Source organism: Methanopyrus kandleri AV19 (assembly GCF_000007185.1).
Lineage (GTDB): Archaea > JAADCQ01 > Methanopyri > Methanopyrales > Methanopyraceae > Methanopyrus > Methanopyrus kandleri.
This window is the reverse complement of record NC_003551.1, coordinates 473,823-492,126: the sequence shown is the minus strand read 5'-3', so window position 1 is coordinate 492,126 and position 18,304 is coordinate 473,823. Positions and strand designations below refer to the sequence as shown.

The 18,304-nt window shown below is 56.1% G+C and carries 19 protein-coding genes; 13 read left to right on the top strand and 6 right to left on the bottom strand.

Annotated elements, in window-relative coordinates:
• The first annotated feature begins 13 nt into the window (after positions 1-13).
• Positions 14-2,197 carry a 6-pyruvoyl-tetrahydropterin synthase-related protein gene (locus MK_RS02805; RefSeq protein ID WP_011018897.1) on the top strand — a complete coding sequence of 728 codons (2,184 nt, stop codon included), beginning with the start codon at positions 14-16 and terminating at the stop codon, positions 2,195-2,197.
• Here the strand turns inward: MK_RS02805 and MK_RS02800 are convergent.
• The gene (locus MK_RS02800; RefSeq protein WP_148679530.1) at positions 2,169-3,026 is read right to left on the bottom strand and encodes a CBS domain-containing protein; all 858 of its coding nucleotides are present in this window, start codon (positions 3,024-3,026) and stop codon (positions 2,169-2,171) included. The two genes, MK_RS02805 and MK_RS02800, sit on opposite strands and share 29 nt — an antisense overlap.
• A 6-nt stretch (positions 3,027-3,032) precedes the next feature.
• Complete coding sequence (locus MK_RS02795; protein WP_011018895.1) at positions 3,033-3,623, bottom strand: CBS domain-containing protein; 591 nt, start codon at positions 3,621-3,623, stop codon at positions 3,033-3,035.
• A gap of 199 nt (positions 3,624-3,822) precedes the next feature.
• Here MK_RS02795 and mer point away from each other — a divergent pair, with 199 nt between their 5' ends.
• Positions 3,823-4,863 (top strand): 5,10-methylenetetrahydromethanopterin reductase, encoded by a 1,041-nt coding sequence (gene mer / locus MK_RS02790; protein ID WP_148679927.1) that lies wholly within the window; start codon positions 3,823-3,825, stop codon positions 4,861-4,863.
• A gap of 134 nt (positions 4,864-4,997) precedes the next feature.
• Entirely contained in the window at positions 4,998-5,450 is a 453-nt protein-coding gene (locus MK_RS02785) for an ASCH domain-containing protein (protein ID WP_226988710.1), read from the top strand.
• On the opposite strand, the gene MK_RS09450 is transcribed toward MK_RS02785, so the two are convergent.
• Entirely contained in the window at positions 5,404-5,790 is a 387-nt protein-coding gene (locus MK_RS09450; protein ID WP_011018892.1) for a cysteine-rich small domain-containing protein, read from the bottom strand. The genes MK_RS02785 and MK_RS09450 overlap by 47 nt on opposite strands.
• Before the next feature lie 79 nt (positions 5,791-5,869).
• On the opposite strand from MK_RS09450, the gene MK_RS02775 reads away from it, so the two are divergent.
• Positions 5,870-6,319 carry a universal stress protein gene (locus MK_RS02775; RefSeq protein WP_011018891.1) on the top strand — a complete coding sequence of 150 codons (450 nt, stop codon included), beginning with the start codon at positions 5,870-5,872 and terminating at the stop codon, positions 6,317-6,319.
• Here MK_RS02775 and MK_RS02770 read toward each other — a convergent pair.
• Complete coding sequence (locus MK_RS02770; RefSeq protein ID WP_011018890.1) at positions 6,316-8,247, bottom strand: GNAT family N-acetyltransferase; 1,932 nt, start codon at positions 8,245-8,247, stop codon at positions 6,316-6,318. The genes MK_RS02775 and MK_RS02770 overlap by 4 nt on opposite strands.
• 31 nt (positions 8,248-8,278) lie before the next feature.
• On the opposite strand from MK_RS02770, the gene MK_RS02765 reads away from it, so the two are divergent.
• The 9 genes from MK_RS02765 (at position 8,279) to MK_RS02735 (ending at position 15,752) form a co-directional block, all read left to right on the top strand.
• Complete coding sequence (locus tag MK_RS02765; protein ID WP_226988709.1) at positions 8,279-8,977, top strand: RNA methyltransferase; 699 nt, start codon at positions 8,279-8,281, stop codon at positions 8,975-8,977.
• Positions 8,978-9,502: 525 nt separating this feature from the next.
• Positions 9,503-10,606, top strand: coding sequence for a DUF1512 domain-containing protein (locus MK_RS02760; protein WP_226988708.1), 1,104 nt, complete (start codon positions 9,503-9,505; stop codon positions 10,604-10,606).
• Positions 10,607-11,671: a 60S ribosomal export protein NMD3 gene (locus MK_RS02755; protein ID WP_011018887.1), complete on the top strand. Its 1,065-nt coding sequence runs from the start codon at positions 10,607-10,609 to the stop codon at positions 11,669-11,671. It abuts the gene before it with no gap.
• 32 nt (positions 11,672-11,703) lie between these two features.
• The gene (locus MK_RS02750; RefSeq protein WP_011018886.1) at positions 11,704-12,678 is read left to right on the top strand and encodes a tyrosine--tRNA ligase; all 975 of its coding nucleotides are present in this window, start codon (positions 11,704-11,706) and stop codon (positions 12,676-12,678) included.
• A 136-nt stretch (positions 12,679-12,814) separates the two neighbouring features.
• A complete protein-coding gene (locus tag MK_RS09365) occupies positions 12,815-12,946 on the top strand; it encodes a hypothetical protein (protein WP_264370764.1) in 132 nt (43 codons plus the stop codon).
• Complete coding sequence (gene eif1A, locus MK_RS02745) at positions 12,939-13,274, top strand: translation initiation factor eIF-1A (RefSeq protein WP_011018885.1); 336 nt, start codon at positions 12,939-12,941, stop codon at positions 13,272-13,274. Before MK_RS09365 ends, eif1A begins: the two co-directional genes overlap by 8 nt.
• A gap of 2 nt (positions 13,275-13,276) precedes the next feature.
• Complete coding sequence (locus MK_RS09265; protein WP_226988662.1) at positions 13,277-14,062, top strand: serine protein kinase RIO; 786 nt, start codon at positions 13,277-13,279, stop codon at positions 14,060-14,062.
• A 4-nt stretch (positions 14,063-14,066) separates the two neighbouring features.
• On the top strand, positions 14,067-14,675 hold the full coding sequence (locus tag MK_RS02740; RefSeq protein ID WP_011018883.1) for a KH domain-containing protein: 609 nt from the start codon (positions 14,067-14,069) through the stop codon (positions 14,673-14,675).
• Between the two features lie 36 nt (positions 14,676-14,711).
• A complete protein-coding gene (locus MK_RS02735; RefSeq protein ID WP_011018882.1) occupies positions 14,712-15,752 on the top strand; it encodes a DNA topoisomerase IV subunit A in 1,041 nt (346 codons plus the stop codon).
• Here the strand turns inward: MK_RS02735 and MK_RS02730 are convergent.
• Positions 15,712-16,863 (bottom strand): prenyltransferase/squalene oxidase repeat-containing protein, encoded by a 1,152-nt coding sequence (locus MK_RS02730; protein WP_158295898.1) that lies wholly within the window; start codon positions 16,861-16,863, stop codon positions 15,712-15,714. The genes MK_RS02735 and MK_RS02730 overlap by 41 nt on opposite strands.
• A gap of 128 nt (positions 16,864-16,991) precedes the next feature.
• On the bottom strand, positions 16,992-18,281 hold the full coding sequence (locus MK_RS02725) for a hypothetical protein (RefSeq protein WP_011018880.1): 1,290 nt from the start codon (positions 18,279-18,281) through the stop codon (positions 16,992-16,994).
• Between the last annotated feature and the right edge of the window lie 23 nt (positions 18,282-18,304).

Genomic DNA, 18,304 nt, shown 5'->3' with positions numbered 1-18,304 from the left:
AAGGAAGAGGACGTTGGATCGTAAAGACGTACTGTGTGCACTGGTCGCTTTCCTAGTGGGTGCGGTGGTGTCTTCTCCTTCCCTTGACTACGGTTGGAACTGGTTTCCCAGTGGTGCAGACGCGCGCGGGCACATGACTAAGGTTTGGATGCTCGAAAAGCTCTGGTCGATGGGCGACGTGCCGTACCCGAAATGGTCGGAATACTGGTACTGCGGGTACCCCTTTCTGTGGTTTTATCCACCCCTGGCGTACTTCATCCCTGCCCTGATGACACACCTCGCGAAGACGGACGTCCTAACGGCGTGGAAATGGTGGACTTGGCTGGCTTACTCGCTTGCGGGGCCGTCGGTGTACGCATCCGCCCGTCTGATGGGAGCCTCACCGTTAGGGTCCCTAATCGCCGCCGTCGCGTATCAGACGTCCTACAATCATATTGAAATTACATTCACTGAGGGTCGAATCCCGACCGTTGCCGCCATCGTCTTCTACGCCCTGGTTCCCGGGCTGCTTGTGGCCGTATATCGGAGAGTCTGGGAGCGCGGTCGCTGGGCCGGTTATTTGGCGCTCGTGCTCTCCCTGACTATCCTCATGCACCACAGTTCGGGTCTGGCCGCTATAACGGTGTGCCTAGCCTACGTAGCGCTCCGCATCTCCCGATCCTGGACGTTGTGGGCGGTGGGGAAAGAGGAGCTTCCTTCGATACTCCCGGAGGTACCGGGACACGCGTGGGTACTCTTCGCGATTTTGCTCTCGGTACTCGCGGTTTCGTGGTGGTTGATGCCCGCCCTTGAGTACCGGACGTACTCCTATACCACCAAGCCGAAATGGTGGATCAGCATGTCTTCGGTACACGATCCGTGGGAGTTCTTCGTACCGGACTATTGGAAAACAAGGTACGCCAAATACGTGGGTGCGATCCAGTTCCTCCTGGGTTGGGCGGGGTTAATTCTCGCGGCACGACGCCGTCCTAGAACTTTCCTTCCCTTCGCGATCATGACCGGTGTGGCACTGCTCCTGTCCTTCGGGCTCGTGCTTCAGAAACCCATGGAGCGGATTGGTTTCGAACCGAAATGGTTTTTGATGTTTTCGGCAGTGATTCTCTGCACATTTGTGGCATTCGTCGTTGATAATTTCCGGTTCCTAAGGCGACACACCGTGCTGATAATGATATGCTCAATGATGGTAGTCGATGCAGCAATCGGTTTAAAATATGCTTATCGTCCAGTTCATTACACAGTCTCTGAACTATCGGCTTTACTGTGGATGAGGGAGCATACTGGACCGTGGGATAGGGTAGCAACGGTAGGGTATCGAGCACTTTGGGGAATGGAACCTTACATTACTGGTGCTCCATCAGTCTTCGGGTGGTACCGTGAGGGTACTCCAATTCGGGATGTTGTTGTACAGTATCAGCGTTCATTCAAGCGTGTAGAACCCAATAAAGCATTGAAAATAGGGGATGTATTAGGGGTTCGGTTTTTGATACTAAGTTCACGGAAACCGTATGCTAAGCGTATGATCACGGAACTGGAACGCGTTGGTGTACGACCCATTCGTGATTATCGATGGGTGAAAGTTTACGAGTTTAATCCAACGATGGGGTATGAAATAGATGATATTAAATCAGTATTTTTAGGTAACAAATACAGGTATATGAGACTTTGTAAACTGTTGCGATATGATCCTAAATACGCACCAGCGTACGCCTTCACACGAATTCCTGATTGTGACTTAGTACGTTATGCTCATCCACAAGTTGTGGTGATGGATAGGCATCCATCACCCGAAGAAGTAAGAGTACTTAAGGAATTTGGAGTTAAGGAAATCCTAGTGCTGGATAGATATCATAAGTTCAAAACCAAGATATTCGGGATCAATATAGTTCATGATAGACCGCTTCGTATTGTGAAGATGCTACCTAAGAGGAACTTAAAACCGATACGTGTGGACTTGGGCCACGCTTGGTTCAAAGTCTATGGGCGTGGATGGGTATGGGTGAAGGTACCTTACTTCCCCTGCTGGATCCCGGATCGAGGTGTGAGGTTGGGCGGCATTGACAACATGATCTTGCTTCGCGTCCCAAGTCCCACCACCGTCAAATTCGTTTGGAACCCTCACCCACTTTGGATTGCGCTTTCAGCTTTCAGCCTCTGTGTTTCACTGTACCTCACATTCTCTCGGCAATGGCGTACATAATATCTCGTTCGGTTATGATTCCTATCACATCGTTACCCTCCGTCACTACTAAACTTCCGACGTTAGCCCCCTTCATCGTTAATGCGGCTTCTTCAATATTAACGTCAGGCTCGATTGTAATGACATCTTCTGTCATAATTTCTTCCACCGGCACATCCATAACTTCTTCAACAGACGCATCCGGCGATGTTTCAGTCGCCATACTGGAGACGTGATGGAGCACATCGGTAGCGGTTACGAGGCCGCATAACCTCCCGTTTTCAACCACTGGGAGTCTCCGAAACTCTCTGTCTACCATTATTTCCGCGGCTTCGAGTACCGTAATGTCCGATGGGACTGTTTCGGGGTCCTCAGTCATTATCTCCTCAACTCTCGTGTCCTCCAGTACGTCGTAAAGATCGGCCATAATATCGCGTTCAGTGATTATCCCTACGAGCTTCTTGTCTTTCACTATAGGTAAAGCCCCGACTTCGAACTCAAACATCGTCCGAACGGCTTTACGGACGGTATCGTATGGGGTGATAACGTAGACTTCAGTTCTCATTAGTGATCTCACGGGCTCATGGAGTGCCGGAAGGAACGTACTCCCATATCGGCGCTCTATTATCTTCCGACGCTCTCCGACCAAGTAGTCTAACACGTCCTTGCCCGTCATAATACCGACAAGTTCCAGCTCACCCGGTTCCGTCACTGGAATCCTGCGGAACCCGTACCGTATCATCGTGTCGACGGCGCTTTTCACTGTGGCGGTAGGTGGCATCGATACGACGTTCGTGGTGGCTAACCTCATGACGGAGGTGTCTGGCAAACCGGAACGACGTGTCAGCACGGGTGATCACTCCTCGAGTTCCCTGTCTTCGATCTCCCTGCCTAAAATGTCCTCGTAACACTCAGGACAAACCCACACTCCGTCGACGAATCGGAGCTCTTCCGAGTAGGTCTCACAGAGGTCGCAAACTCCTTCAATAATCTCTGACACTTCCTCTAGTTCCTCGAGCTCTTCCTGGAATTTCTTCATCTCCTCCTCTATGGTAGCTACTAAGTAGGGCTCAACCTGGAGAATGTCCTGCATCGTTACGATACCTATCAGTTTACCATTATCGTCTACGATCGGAAGCCTTCGAATCCCCTTGTCTACCATCAGTTTCACGGCTTCGTTGACCTCCATGTCCTCCTCGACGGTAATCACCGGTTGAGACATGATATCCCGCGCTATCACCTCGTCGGGGTTCTTACCCTGTGATACCACCTTGATCACGAGATCGCGCTCCGTGATGATGCCAATGGGCTCGTCTTTCTCGTTCACTATGACCACGCTGCCGATGCCATGTTCCCGCATCTTGTAGGCGATCTCCACTGCGGTTTCCGTGGGACTGCCCGTGATCACGTCACGTCTGGCTACCTCGCCTACCGACACGCTGCGCACCAATAGAGGGCACCCCCGCCGGAAACGCGCGTCTTCCGCCGTTGTAATAACTCCACCGGTCACGCTTGCGACCACTGTAGAGTCCTACCTCAACTCTCGTCGGTGAACGAACCTACTAACTTCAGTTCGCCCCGCACCGAGACCTTCAGTATTTAAAAGTGAGATCAAGTGCTCGATAGGGGTTCAAACAATGGCAGAGGTGTCCTTTGGTATTGAGCTCTTACCGGACGACAAGCCCACGAAGATCGCCCACCTGATCAAGGTCGCCGAAGACAACGGGTTCGAGTACGCGTGGATCTGTGATCACTACAACAATTACTCCTACATGGGAGTCCTGACTCTAGCCGCCGTGATCACCAGCAAGATCAAGCTCGGCCCGGGTATCACTAACCCGTACACCCGGCATCCACTGATCACCGCGAGTAACATTGCCACGCTGGACTGGATCTCCGGCGGTCGTGCGATCATCGGAATGGGTCCCGGAGACAAGGCCACGTTCGACAAGATGGGACTGCCGTTCCCGTGTAAGATCCCGATCTGGAACCCTGAGGCCGAGGACGAGGTCGGTCCCGCGACCGCTATCCGCGAGGTCAAGGAGGTGATCTACCAGTACCTGGAAGGCGGCCCGGTAGAGTACGAAGGCAAGTACGTCAAGACGGGAACAGCCGACGTGAATGCACGCTCTATCCAAGGTTCAGACATTCCGTTCTACATGGGAGCTCAGGGTCCGATCATGCTGAAGACTGCCGGTGAGATTGCGGACGGAGTCCTCGTCAACGCTTCGAACCCGAAGGACTTCGAGGTAGCCGTTCCGAAGATCGAGGAGGGTGCGAAGGAGGCCGGTCGAAGCCTCGACGAGATCGACGTCGCGGCGTACACGTGCTTCTCGATCGACAAGGATGAGGACAAGGCCATCGAGGCCACGAAGATCGTGGTCGCGTTCATCGTGATGGGTTCTCCGGACGTGGTGCTGGAGCGTCACGGCATCGACACGGAGAAGGCCGAGCAGATCGCTGAGGCGATCGGTAAGGGCGACTTCGGCACCGCGATCGGCCTCGTGGACGAGGACATGATCGAGGCGTTCTCCATCGCCGGAGACCCGGACACCGTAGTCGACAAGATCGAAGAGCTACTGAAGGCCGGCGTCACTCAGGTCGTCGTCGGCTCGCCGATCGGTCCGGACAAGGAGAAGGCTATCGAGCTCGTAGGTCAGGAGGTAATTCCGCACTTCAAGGAGTGACCTCCCTCCGCATCCCACTAGTTCTCTCCACTATCAGTCCGGTCGCCCTCATACCATATCTTTCCTACAATAACCCTTCTCAAGATTACAAAAACCAGGAATGCATCCTACCGTTACGGGTTCTCGGTTTGCCCGTGTGGATGTCGGTAAAGCCGAAATTCGCGAATTTGATCCTAGACGGCGTCAAGAACGTCGAAGTTAGAAGGTGGCTCCCGGGAACGATCCTCCGAGAACGTACCTGCATCGTGTACGCGTCCAGTCCACTGTGCGCCGTGCTCGGCGAGGTCACCATAGAGGAAATCAAGAAGGTGGCGATACAGTCCGAGGAAGATCTCGCCGAGATCGCGGAGTTAGCCAAAGCGTCCGAGGACGAGCTGAGGAGGTACCTTGAGGGCCGTGATCACGCGTACCTGATTACACTGGACGGTCCCGTTAGGTATCCCAACCCTCTTCCCCTGGAGGACTTAAGGCGGCTCATCAAAGAGCGTTTGAACATGGACTTCCATCCTAACCCGCTATTCCGGGTTGACCAGGAGGTCCTCAACGTCGTGAGGAGTGCTGTCGGTGTTTCCGATCGGCTCTTTTGACACTTTCAAGCACCTTCTCCTTGAGTTCTGGATCTTCTTCTAGTCGTTCTGCACCTCGTAACACGCTCCCATTTCCCACACTTAACAGTTCTCGAAGTAGCACCTTAGCGGGTTCCGGTCTGTGAATAAGGTGGCAATCCTTACAACTCCAAACTTCGGAGCCGTTCTTGGTCTTAATCCACTCCCCAAGCTCTTCGTCCAGACACGGGTATAGAGGACAAAAACACCATGTACAGTCTTGACCATCAAAGTGGCACGGGTAGTACTCACAGTCTTTATTGGGACCGACGGGCTCGCGTACGCGCTTCTCGTCCAGTTTCTCAAAGTGTCTACGGGCCATGGGGTGCAAGGTCTACCCCCCGAGACGAAGCGTTACGGTATTATACGTGGTGAAGCTACGATAGTGGGGGTGTCTTCCAGTGTTTGAGAGAATTATGGTACCGACCGACGGGTCGGAAAACGCTAAGCAGGCCGCCAAAGCGGCCATCGAAATCGCCAAGAAAGAAGATGCGACACTGATTGTGATTCACGTGATTCCGCTATGGAGTCCATTGGGTACGAAACCCTCGTTCACGCTGCCCGAGGAGATCGTAAAGGAGGCCGAGAAGATCGTCAACGAGATCGCCGAGATGGCCAAGGAGGAAGGCATTGATGTTGAAACTCTCGTAGTGGAGTCACCCTCTGTGGTTCAAGGGATCGTTGAAGAGGCTAAGGAGCGAGACGTTGATCTGATCGTGATGGGTACACGGGGCCTCTCCGGAGTCAAGGGTCTCATCCTGGGCAGTACGACCAAGGGTGTACTATCAAGGTCACCCTGCCCGGTACTGGCGATACCGCCTGAAGGTGAGGGAGAGGGTGAAGAAGGCTAACTCTTCTCCTCCACCCCAACCAACCCATACCCGACGTACACCAGTTTATCCGGCGCTAGCGCATCGATGACCTCGGCTCTGTGCGTGATAATCAGCGCGGTGATCTCTAACTCCCTGCACATTTCCGAAAAGCTTCGGGCCACGCGCATGGCGGTCTTCGGATCCAGGTGCGAGCAAAACTCGTCGACTACTATCAGGTTAGCCCCCTCCGCGATCATCCTGGCCAGGCGAACTCGCTCCTTCTGACCCGGAGACAACCGCTCGTACGGGCTCCGGTACAGCACGGCATCCGAGATACCGGACCGGTTGAGTATCTCCACCGCGACGTTCACGTCCCCGGTCACCGACCACAGGTCTTCGATGATGGTCACACCGGGGTCGATCTCGGGTTCCACTTCCCCCGGGATCATCGCGGACAGTTCGGTGTTCTCAGGTAGGGAAACTTTCCCCTTGTCGGGCTGGTACATCTCCTTGACCAGCTTATCCGCGACCTCTTTAGGGTTCGTACCCATGGAAGACAGTGCTCGGGACACTACCGGCGTCGAAAGCTCGCGGATGATGCGCCGGCGGACATTCTCGATGAATTCTTCGTGTGCGCCCATAATCATGCGGACTAACGTCGTCTTTCCGGCTCCGCTGGGGCCGACCACCACGACGAGTTCGCCGGGCTCGATCCGTAGGTTCACGTCCTGAAGCGCGTACTGCTGAATCTTCCGATGAAGGACCCCGAACGCCTCGAGAAGCTTAACGACGTCCTTGGGCAACCCTTTCACGTCGAGCTCCGTGGAGAACATCTTGTGGAGTCGCTTCACCTTGATCGGTCCGTCGAGGGGCTCTACCTCGAGTTTTCGCAACCTGGATCTGTACAGTCGGCCGCCGTGCTGTCTCGCTATCTTGTCGGTTTTGATGAACCTCGAAACCTTCCTCTTGGCATCTTCCGACAGCGGACGTACGAGGTAAGGTCGGCCGGAGCCGGTATCCCATAGGTATACGAACCCGACGCTCTCGAAGATCGGATGGTACCTGGCCATTTGGGCGATAACTTCGATCAGGTGTTTTTCCGACTTCATTTCCGGGATTCGACGCTCTTTCACCCATCGTACAGCGGCTTGCACCGAGGCTCTCCCAATACCGTCGGCCCGGTACTCTGGATGAACCACGACCCGAGCTATGCGAGCCGCTTTGGTGTCGCAGGCACTTAGGATGTCCTCAATGGTCTTACCTCGCTTGGGCTCGAAGGTAGGGTGGAACCAGTCCTTGCCGAAGACTTTCTCCCTGATGTTTCGCTCCACTTTACCGTCGAGACGTCGGTTGAGTTTAGGGATGGGCGGATCCACACGGACGTATGCCAGGACATCCGGCTCGTACTCCTCGCCGTTCAGCAGCTCCACTACCATGAACCTGGAAGCGGGTAACGAGCCTCTGATCGTTCGAAGTTCGATCCGCGACGAGCCGCATCCGGGGCACTCTTCCGGCTTGAGGTTGGCCCGTATCGAGCGTCCACACTCATTACATCCCCACACTGCCACCACGTCTTTATCGGAGGCGTAATGGTACTGTTCGAGGCCCACGATAGCTTCGAAGTCTTCCCGGTAGATGGCCTCCCTGGCCCGCAATCTGTACTCGTAAACACCACGACCGAGCGTATCCCGCTTCTCTACTTCGGTCTCCATCTCGAACGGTGGCCACACCGGCACCCACTCGTCCTCGTACCTCCGCTCCACCTCCACATCATCTTTAAATACGTCGACGGACTGCACCCCGTCGGCGCCGTGCACCCTGACCCTGGTACCCTTCGTGAGCCAACCTGCTATAGTTCCGGGCATCCGAAGCTTGAGTTTTCCGTCCTCCGTTTCGATCTCGACCTCCCCGTCCCAGTAGTTAGTCCTTCGCTCCCGAAACTCGTTCACGACCATACCCTCGAGCAAAGACTGCACCCCGGAGGAATCCAGCTTGGACGTGCGGGTGGTACTGGTAGAACCGAAGTACGACGGGAACATCGGTCACGTAGCCCGTGTCATGAAAAACTTCGGGGTAAAGGAGCTCTTTTTAGTAAGACCTAGGTCAGAGCTCGGTGAAGTGGCGATAGCTCGGGCGATGCACGCGCTCGACCTGTTGGAGAACGCGGTGATAGTGAACACGTTGGAGGAGGCTATCGAGGACGTGGAGGCGGCCATAGCGACGACCGCCGTCCTCGCCTCAACGCCCGCTAGGAACCCGATGATGCCCTGGGAGGTCAGAGAGGCGTTTTCGGACTACGAGAAGATCGCCGTGGTATTCGGGCCCGAAGATAGAGGTCTGAGGACTTGGGAGGTCGAGCTTTGCGACGCCACCCTTCATATCCCGACAAGCGAGGAGTACCGTTCCATGAACCTCTCGCATTCCGTGGCTGTAGTACTTTACGAGCTTAAGAAGATGGAGTACGTGCCGGAACGGTACGGTCGTGCTGCCACTAAGCGAGAGAAGGAGGTGCTAGTGAAGTCCTTGGACGACCTCATGAAGGCTTTGAACTTCGACAGTACCCGTCGCGAGAACGTGTGCACGACCTTCCGGAGGTTTCTCGCCAGAGCAAGATGCACAGATAAGGAAATCAAAGCACTACTGTGGATATTCGAGAAAGCTAAACGACGTGTTCTAGGGGTTAAGAGACGGAACTAGCGGAATACGAATCTGTGAACGTTCACGTATCTGTACCCGAAGACTTTCACCCTGCGATAATATATTGCGAACTCAATACACCATATCGCCAGTAAGGCTATAATTATGGGCTTCCACCACGCCGTTAACACAAGCACATTACATCGAAAGGGCGAAATTATTAGATATGGTATTATAGGAGCGAATCCAAACAGTATCGATGCTATCGCATACGGTTGAGGTTCTCCCATGTAAATCTCTGCGAAAGTTGCGGGAGAATTGGCGCTAACGAGCGCTAAGAGAAGGACGAAAGCGTTTAAAACCATACCGGGATCGGAGGACAATACGGAGGCGAACGAGATTAGTACTGACTGCGCACCAGCTAGTATGAGCCCGGCGACCCCCCATAGGCACAACGCCGAGAGTAAGTGAACCGCCGGGTTCTTTAGCGCCAACTCGGGTCCCCCCGCCAACCGGCGACACAGCTTCCATCACGTATAAGGGTGACGGAGTCCAGCGACCTTCCATGGGGTGCTGGCGTTGAACGTGGACACATCACTCGTCGAGAACCTGGTGTATTTTATTGTCTCCATTATCCTCTTCTGGCTCTTCATTCGGGTCTACTATCAGGTGGTGCTTTTCAGGAGGATAGAGGGAGAAGTCGAGCGTATACGGAAAATAGACGAAAAAGTCCAGCAGATGGTAGTGAGACGGGCCAGATGCGATAGGGAAGAGGCTGAAACACTCGTACAACGGGCTGCAAACCTATTCGTGGTTCAGCCTGTGCAACTAGATCCTCACGGTATTATTGAACGTCTTGAAAACTTGATTGAGCGGAGTGAGGATAAGTTCCGCTCGTACGCAAGAGTACTCACAGGAAAACGCGATGGCGTCGAAGTAGACAACATGAGTATGGCACTTACGTGCGTGTTCTCCATCCATGTTATTGCCCAATATCTCCGACACCTGCTGTTATCTGCTAAGAAAACCAACAATATACAGCTCTTGCTTCTAATAACCATGCTATTGCCGACATTTAAACAGTTCGTGAAGAGTAACTACGAGGGTGCGAAAGCGTTCCTCAAGTGTGTGCCTATCGGCGACAGCGTTGGCCCTATGGTCGCGGCTCGGCTCATCGGAGACTCACCCGTCCGGGAGGTGGAGAAAGGTACTGTGGCCGCCGAGAAGGAGCTAGAGGGTCGCAGACTGCTGATAGTCAAGGCGCATGGGCCTGGGGGTAACTTGGGCAGACTGGGGCGTGCCGTAAAGAAGCTCGTAAGGGAATACGGTGATGTTTCCAAAATTATAACTATCGACGCCGCCCTCAAACTCGAGGGAGAGAAGACAGGCAAAGTCAGCGAGGGCGTGGGAGTGGCCATGGGTGATCCCGGCCATGAGAGTTACAAGATCGAGCAGATCGCGGCCGACGAAGGCATCGATCTCGATGCGGTAGCCATCAAGATGAGTGCTACGGAGGCCGTCATGCCCATGCCCAAGTCCGTCGTTGACGCCGTGGAAGAAGCCGCCGAACGTGCCCTCGAACTCGCTAAGGAAGCCCCTGAAGACAGTACCGTGATCATCGTAGGGGTCGGTAACACCGTGGGCATTCCCGACAACCGCCCGTACGTCTCGAACGGGGGTGAAGGGTAGCTGATATGTCATCGGTGCGGACGTGAGGTCGATACGACGATAGACGGCCTGTGCCCGGAATGTTACCTTGAAGAGCACCCGATGATCGAGGTACCCGAAGGACTGGAGGTCCGAGTCTGTGCGCAGTGTTTAGCACGTCACACCGGGCTGCGCTGGGAAGATCCGCCTGAAGGTGTCGGGAGTATCGAAGAACTGCTCGTAGAGTACGTCCTCCGGGAGTTGGAGGAGAACCTCCGAACGCTTCCCGATGTATATGTCCGAATAAAACCTCTGGAGGTTAAGGGTGAACCGGGTGGTCCCGGAGCTCGCGTCCTCGTCGAGCTGCTCGCTGAGGGTGAATGGGAGGTAGGAGGGGAAGTTCTCACTCGGAAGTATCACCTCAAGGTCCCGGTAGTATTCGCCCTGTGTGATCGATGCATGAAATTCCGGTCGGGATACTACGAGGCTATACTCCAAGTGCGGTCGCTCCGAGGTAAGCTGACCGAGCGTGAGCGGGAGGAAGTTGAGAACTTCGTGACGGAGGCGGCCGCCTCACTGCTCGAGCGTGATCCCATGGCTTACATCTCGGACGTGGAGTACCCTGAGGAGGGCATCGACTTCTACATCGGTTCACTCAACGCCGCACGCAAGCTCGCCCGCCGCCTCGTCGATGCGTACGGCGGGACCGTAGGGGAGTCGCACAAGCTCGTCGGATTCGACCGCGAGCGCAGTAAGCGCAAGTACAAGGCCGCCATCTCCGTGAGGATACCTCATTTCCGCAAGGGCGACATCCTACTGGTGGATGGCCAACCTTATCTAGTCACAGGTCTGGGTGAGAGGTGTTCTCTGCGTCATCTCATCAGCAGGGAGGTGGTCAAACGTAAGTGGGAGGAGCTGAAGGGCGTCGAGGTTCTGAAGCCCGAACCCGCCGTGGTGATCGAAGACACCCCGCCCCGGGTCGTGTTGGAGCGTACGGGTGAAACGGTTGAGTGTTATGAAAGCGATGTCGACCTTCACGTCGGACAGCGCGTGTACGTGATTCTGCTGAAAGGTGTCGCCGTAGTGGTTCCTGAGGAATACCTTTAACGGACGCAGGACGCCGCCAGGGGGTCTCGTCCGTGGACGTCGAGGAGAGGTTGAAACTCGTAACCCGAAACGCCGTCGAGGTCGTAACCGAGGAGGAGCTCCGACAACTTCTCGAGGAAAAAGAAGAACCCGTAGCGTACGTCGGGTTCGAGCCTTCGGGTAAAGTTCACCTCGGCCACAAGTTGGTCATCGACAAGATGATCGACCTCCAAGAGGCCGGCTTCCACGTGATCATACTCCTCGCGGATCTCCACGCGTATCTCAACGAGAAAGGTACGTTAGAGGAAGTACGTGAGCTGGCGGATTACAACCGCCGATGCTTCCTGGCGATGGGTTTAGACCCGAACAAGACCGAGTTCGTCCTCGGGTCGGAGTTTCAGCTGGACGAAGACTACGCGCTGGACGTGTACCGGATGGCTCGTCATACTACCATGCGCCGAGCCCGACGCAGCATGGATATGATCGCTAGGAGCGAGGAAAACCCTCCGGTATCCCAGGTTGTCTACCCTCTTATGCAGGCACTGGACATCGTGCACCTAAACGTCGATCTAGCGGTCGGTGGGCTCGAACAGCGCAAAATCCACATGTTGGCCCGGGACGTGCTCCCCAAGCTAGGTTACGACTCGCCGACGTGCTTACACACCCCGATCATCCACGGGCTCGACGGAGACGAGAAGATGTCTTCCAGCAAGAACAACTTCATCGCCGTCGACGACGAGCCGGAGGTCATCCGGGAAAAGCTTCGAAAGGCGTACTGTCCGGCCCGCGAAGCCGAAGGTAACCCGATCCTCGAGATCTATCGGTACTTCATATTCCGGGAGTACGATGAGGTCACGATCGAACGTCCGGAGAAATACGGTGGCGATGTCACCTACACCAGTTACGAAGAGCTGGAGCGGGACTTCGTCGACGGCGAGCTCCATCCGCTCGACCTGAAAGAGAACGCCGCGGGGTACCTCTCCGAGATCCTGAAACCCGTAAGGAAAGCCGTGAGCGCACCATCATGAAGGGGTTGATGGCGACTCGCGACTCAGAGGCGAGCTCGTCCTCAAACTGCCCGCTGAAGTAGCCTCCGGAGTTCTGTGGGAGGGTGGACCCAAAGGTTTCCGCCACGAGATCGGTATGCGAGGGGACCGCGTCAAAGTGACGTTCGAGGCGCGGAGTCCCGTGAAGGCGCTGTCCGGTATCGACGCGCTACTGGCGTGTGTCCGCGTTTCCGAGGAAGTACTTAAGCTCGTGAGACCGGCAAAAGACGGGGGTGACGCCGATGGGTAAGCGCATCGACGACGAGACCCTGAAGAAGATCAGACTTCCAAAGGAAGGCGAAATATTCGGAGTTGTGGAGAAAATGTTGGGTAACGACCGCGTGCAGGTGAGGTGTGTCGACGGAAAGACTAGAGTAGCGAGGATACCCGGAAAGATGCGTAAGCGTGTCTGGATCAGGGAAGGAGACGTTGTCCTCGTGAAACCCTGGGAATTCCAACCTGAACGCGCCGACGTTACGTGGAGGTATACTAGGGTACAGGTCGACTGGCTGAAGCGCAAGGGTAAATTGGACGAACGTGTGACCAAGCTCCTTGAGGAGATCATACCGGGCGCCTGACTTTGTCTGAAGATAAATACTTCTCCGCGATCGAGGAACTGGAGCCGAAACCAGGAAAGGTCAAAAGACTGGAGAAAACCCTGGAAGATCTGAAGGTAGAGGAGGAAGTCTTCGACCAGTACACCCTGATGACCCTGTACGAGCTGTCCAGGCGTGGATACATCGACGGGCTCATGGGGTTCGTGAAGACAGGGAAAGAGGCCAACGTCGCCAGGGGAGTCCGTGGCGACGAGCTAGTCGCCGTCAAGATTTACCGCGCCGCCACCAGCGACTTCCGCCGGATGTGGAGGTACATCCGAGGCGATCCCAGGTTCAAGAACATCGGGCGCAAGCGACACCGTATCGTCTACGCCTGGACCGAGAAGGAGTTCAAGAACCTGACCCGCGCCTACGAGGCAGGCGTCAGGTGTCCCGAGCCGATCGCTCACATGAACAACGTGCTGATTATGGAGTTCATCGGAGACGATGAAGGGAACCCGTACCCGCTGATGAAAGATAATCCCCCGGAGGAAGAGTACGCGGAGGACGTTCTCTCGAATATCCTCGATGACTACCGCAGGATGTATCGCAAAGCCGAGATAGTCCACGGCGACCTCAGCGAGTACAACATCCTCTACGGGGGCAAGGGCGACTACAGGATCATAGACTTCTCCCAAGGGGTCGTGCTGGATCACCCCATCGCCGAAGAGCTGTTGATACGTGACTTGCGAAACCTCATCCGATTCTTCGAGCGCTTAAGTGTCGACACCCCCACGTTAGAGGAGGCCCTCGAGTACGTCCGGGGGTGAGCACTTGGCGGAGCTGGCCGATGAATTCTACGAGAGCGCCGAGCGCGTGAAAATCCCCAAAGATCGTATCGGAGTGTTGATAGGCAAGGATGGCGAGACCAAGCGTTACATCGAAGAAAAGACGGGAGTGGAACTGCGCATAGATAGCAAGACGGGCGAGGTCGAGATCCGTCCCACCGAGCGTGTCAAGGATCCGCTCGATCTCATCAAAGCCAAAGAATGTGTGTTGGCCATAGGTCGAGGGTTCTCCCCGGAGCGTGCGTTCCGACTCCTGAGGGAGGAAGACGCGAGTCTCGAAGTGATCGATCTGTACGAGCTCGTCGGCCGCAACCCGAAGGCGTTGGAGCGGCAGAGGGCCAGGATCATCGGTCGAGAGGGGCGCACGCGGCAGCTTATCGAGGAGCTCAGCGGTGCCGACGTGTCCATCCGTGGCAAGACGGTGGCCCTTATCGGAACGCCCAGACAGCTTCAGATCGCGAGGAAGGCGATCGAAATGCTCGCCTCGGGTGCCCCGCACGGACGCGTGTACCGGTTCCTCGAGGACCAGCGTCGTAAGATGAAGCGCGAGAAGCTGCGCCTGTGGAAGGACTCGGAGCCCCCCGACATCCTCTAACACCTCGCCTCTCAGAGCACCCGAGGGAACTACAGGATGTCCGAAGCCCTACAACGCCTACGTGAGTTCGCGAAACAGGTCCTGAAGTGCGTGGAGAAGGACGAACCAGTCCGGATACCGAAACGTACGACGTCCAACATCCGTTACGACCCCGAGCGTGAGATATTCACGCTCGGTCCCGATAAGCTCGAGCGCCGTCCACGCACCCTGAAAGGCTCCAAGAAGTTGGCTCAGATGCTAAGTGTCGCCGCCTTCGCCAAGGAGCTCGTGGAGAAGGGCCGCTCCGCCACCCTCAGGGAGATTTACTACACCAGCGAAGGTTGGGAAGTCGACTTCAAGGATCAGCGCGAGAGCGACGCGATCGTGGAGGACTTGGAAGCGACGCTAGGTCTCAAGCGTGAGGAGTTCGGTGTATGGCCCGAAGAGGACGGCGCCGCCGTGTACGGCGACCTGCTAGTCCGGGAAGACGGCGTCGAGATCCACGCCGAGCGAGCCGGGATCAGCGGCTACAACATCCCGCCCAACGTCGATGCCGTTGAGATACTGGATTGTGGCGCCGAACGCGTGATCGCCGTTGAGACTATGGGTATGTACCGTAGGCTCGTTCAGGAGCGCGCCCACGAGAAGCTGAACGCGCTGATCGTGGGACTGAAGGGTCAAGCCGCTCGGGCGACCAGACGACTGCTCCGACGTCTGAACGAGGAGCTGGGATTGCCCGTGTACGTGTTCACGGACGGCGATCCCTACGGCTGGCACATTTACATGGTGATAAGGAGTGGAAGTGCCAAAGCCGCTCATCTCAACGAGGAGCTCGCGTGTCCTGACGCTAAATTCATCGGCGTCACGGCCACCGATATCGTCGAGTACGACCTTCCCACGGAACCCCTGAAGAAGACCGATTACAAGAGAATAGAGGAGCTGCGCCGAGATCCGCGGTACTACGACCCGTTCTGGAAGAAAGAACTGGATTTATTGGAAAAACTCGGGAAGAAGGCAGAGCAGCAGGCGTTCGCGAAGTATTCCCTGGACTACGTCGTCAAGGAGTACCTGCCTGCCAAGCTCGACGAGCTGGAATGAACGCCAGCGCTACCATCAGCGGCGATACTGGTATCCCGTGCTTCTTGGCAGGCACCTTCTGCAGCCACGCACCCAGTGCGGCTAGGCACCAGCCCGTACAGTACGCCTTCATCGGATTATTGTCTGGTTTCGATGGGTCGTTCATCGTCGGCCAGAACCACGCGCCTTCCGACTGGCTCTTCGTGTTCAGCAGGAACTCCACGGCCTTCTTCACTCGGTCGTCGTTCGGGTCGGCTCCCGTCAGCATCAACGCGAACAACACTCGCGCCGTCTTGTGTGGACACGGAGCTGCGGTTCCTTCCGGACCGTATTCACTGTCGTACACCGACGTGTGAGCTGCGAACGCGCCCGCGAACTCATCGTCCTTATGCTGGAACCCTAGCACTCCCTCCTGCAGCTTCGGTACGAAACTCCGGTAATACTCGTCACCAGAGAAGTAGAACGCCAGCATATCCCAGACCGTGAAGTCTATTTTCGGTCCGTTACTGGAGATCAGCCCGCCCAGCGGCGACTTCTCCAAGTGGTTTTCGATGTACTTCAGACCCTTCGCGATGCGCTCGTCACTGGGTCCGTACCTACCGGACCACTCCGCCAGCCATACGACGAGTCCAGTACACCGTCCCGGGCTCGACCACGAACCCGGACCGAAGTTGCTCCACGATCCGTCATCGTTTTGCATACTCAGAAGTTTCTCCAGGGCTTCATCGATGTACTTACTTACACCGTGCTTCTCGGCGATGTCAGGGAACTTCTTCTCGACGGCGATGAGACCCATCAGCGCGTGAACGGTGTACATCGGCATGTACTCCTCTTTTCCTCCTCCGTCCGGGTAATCCCAGAACATCTTCCTGTCACCGTCCCAGCACTTCAGGATGTACTCGACACCGCGATCCACGGCTTCGCGCACCTTACACTGCTGATCCTGGGGGAGTCTATCGTACGCCTCGCACAGCCCGAGTAGGACTACTCCGGTGTCCATGGCGGAGGACTTGTCACCGTAACCTTCGTACAACCAGCCGCCGTCCGGTTGTTGGTTGGTTAGAAGCCAATCCACGGCCTGCTCGCAACGCTGTTGGACGTCGCTCACGAGGTCCGCCTTAGCGGCGCCCAACAAGCAAAGGGTGGCGACGACGAACGTCAGTACTTTGTCATGAGTTAAGCTCGTATTACCACACCCCCTGATGAGCATGATAGGTGTAGGAGGACGTGGCTGAATAGAAAAAGGAGAGACCATCGGGGTTAACGGCGCCGGAGGACCGCCAGCGCCGCCAGCAGCCCGGCCAATACAACCACCGGGCTCAGCGGGATCTTCCTCTTTTCAAGCTTCTCCACGACGCCGAACAGCTCGCCCACGGCCCAGTCCTTGACCGCCGGTGCACACTCCAGCGGGTTCGATTCGAACTCTGCCTTAGTAATCCCCACGTCCGCCCACGCGTTAAGCTTGTTCAGTACGTCCTCGACGATCTTCGCGTTCTCCTCGATCTTGTCGCACGCTAGCTTGAGGTCGCTCTCGGCCGGTGGGAAGAAGTGTCCGTACTGGTGCACGTACTCCTCGTAGGTCGCCCAGACGTCCTCGATGTTGAACAGGATCGCGAACGCCAGGGCCTCCTCGGACAGCTCCTGTCCGTATATGTCCTTGCCGCTCTTGAACTTCTCAATCACGTCCTTCATCTCGTCCACCGTGAAGCCGCCTTCGTGCGGCTGGTACTGGCCTCCTTCCATGTAGTTCTCCACGAACTTGTCACCGAGCCCGAAGTACTTAGCCTCCGAGTCGATCAGCTCGATCACGCGATCCGGCGTCAGGTCACCGAACGCCGCCTTGATCACGTTAACCACGTCCTCCGGACTCTCACACTTGCTGAAGTCCAGCTCGATCGGACTGTCGTTACCGTAGACGCCCGCCGGTATCGTCACCCTACCCACGTTTTCGGCGATCTGAGCCGCCTTGTTCACCTCGTTGAAGATGGCTCGCCAGTTCTCCGACACGACCAGACCTAGGACCGCCAGCACGCGCGACGCAATTGCTGTCTTCAGGTTCTCGTCACCCTTGTGGTTCTCCCAGTCTTCCCAAGTCTCTCCGACTTTCTCGACCGCTCCCTCCCAGGCATGGGTTTCCTCGTGAACCTTCAGCGCGTAATCCGCCGGCTTCTGCGCCAGATCGGCGACTACCTTCACACGCTCGAACCAGTTCTCACCCAGCTCGTGGATGCCGTAGATCAGCGCCCTGAAGTCTCCCGGGCCGACCTCGGTCCACGACCCGGATTCGGCTACGTCTGTGCCCTGGAACACCTTACTGATGGCGTCCTTATCGTCCTTGAACGCCATGTACGGGTATGCCGTAGGTATCACCTTGAGACCGCACGGTGGCTGGAAGCCGCCGATGATGTTCAGGGACTCCTTGACCTTCTCCCCATATTCCTCTATCTTAGCGGCGGCGGAATACGCCTCCTTGTACTCCTGAAGGTCCGCAGCAGCGCCAGTTAGCAACACCATTGTGGCGACGGCGACTATAGAGTACAACCTAGACACTACAGTGTCACCCCCCGTGCTAC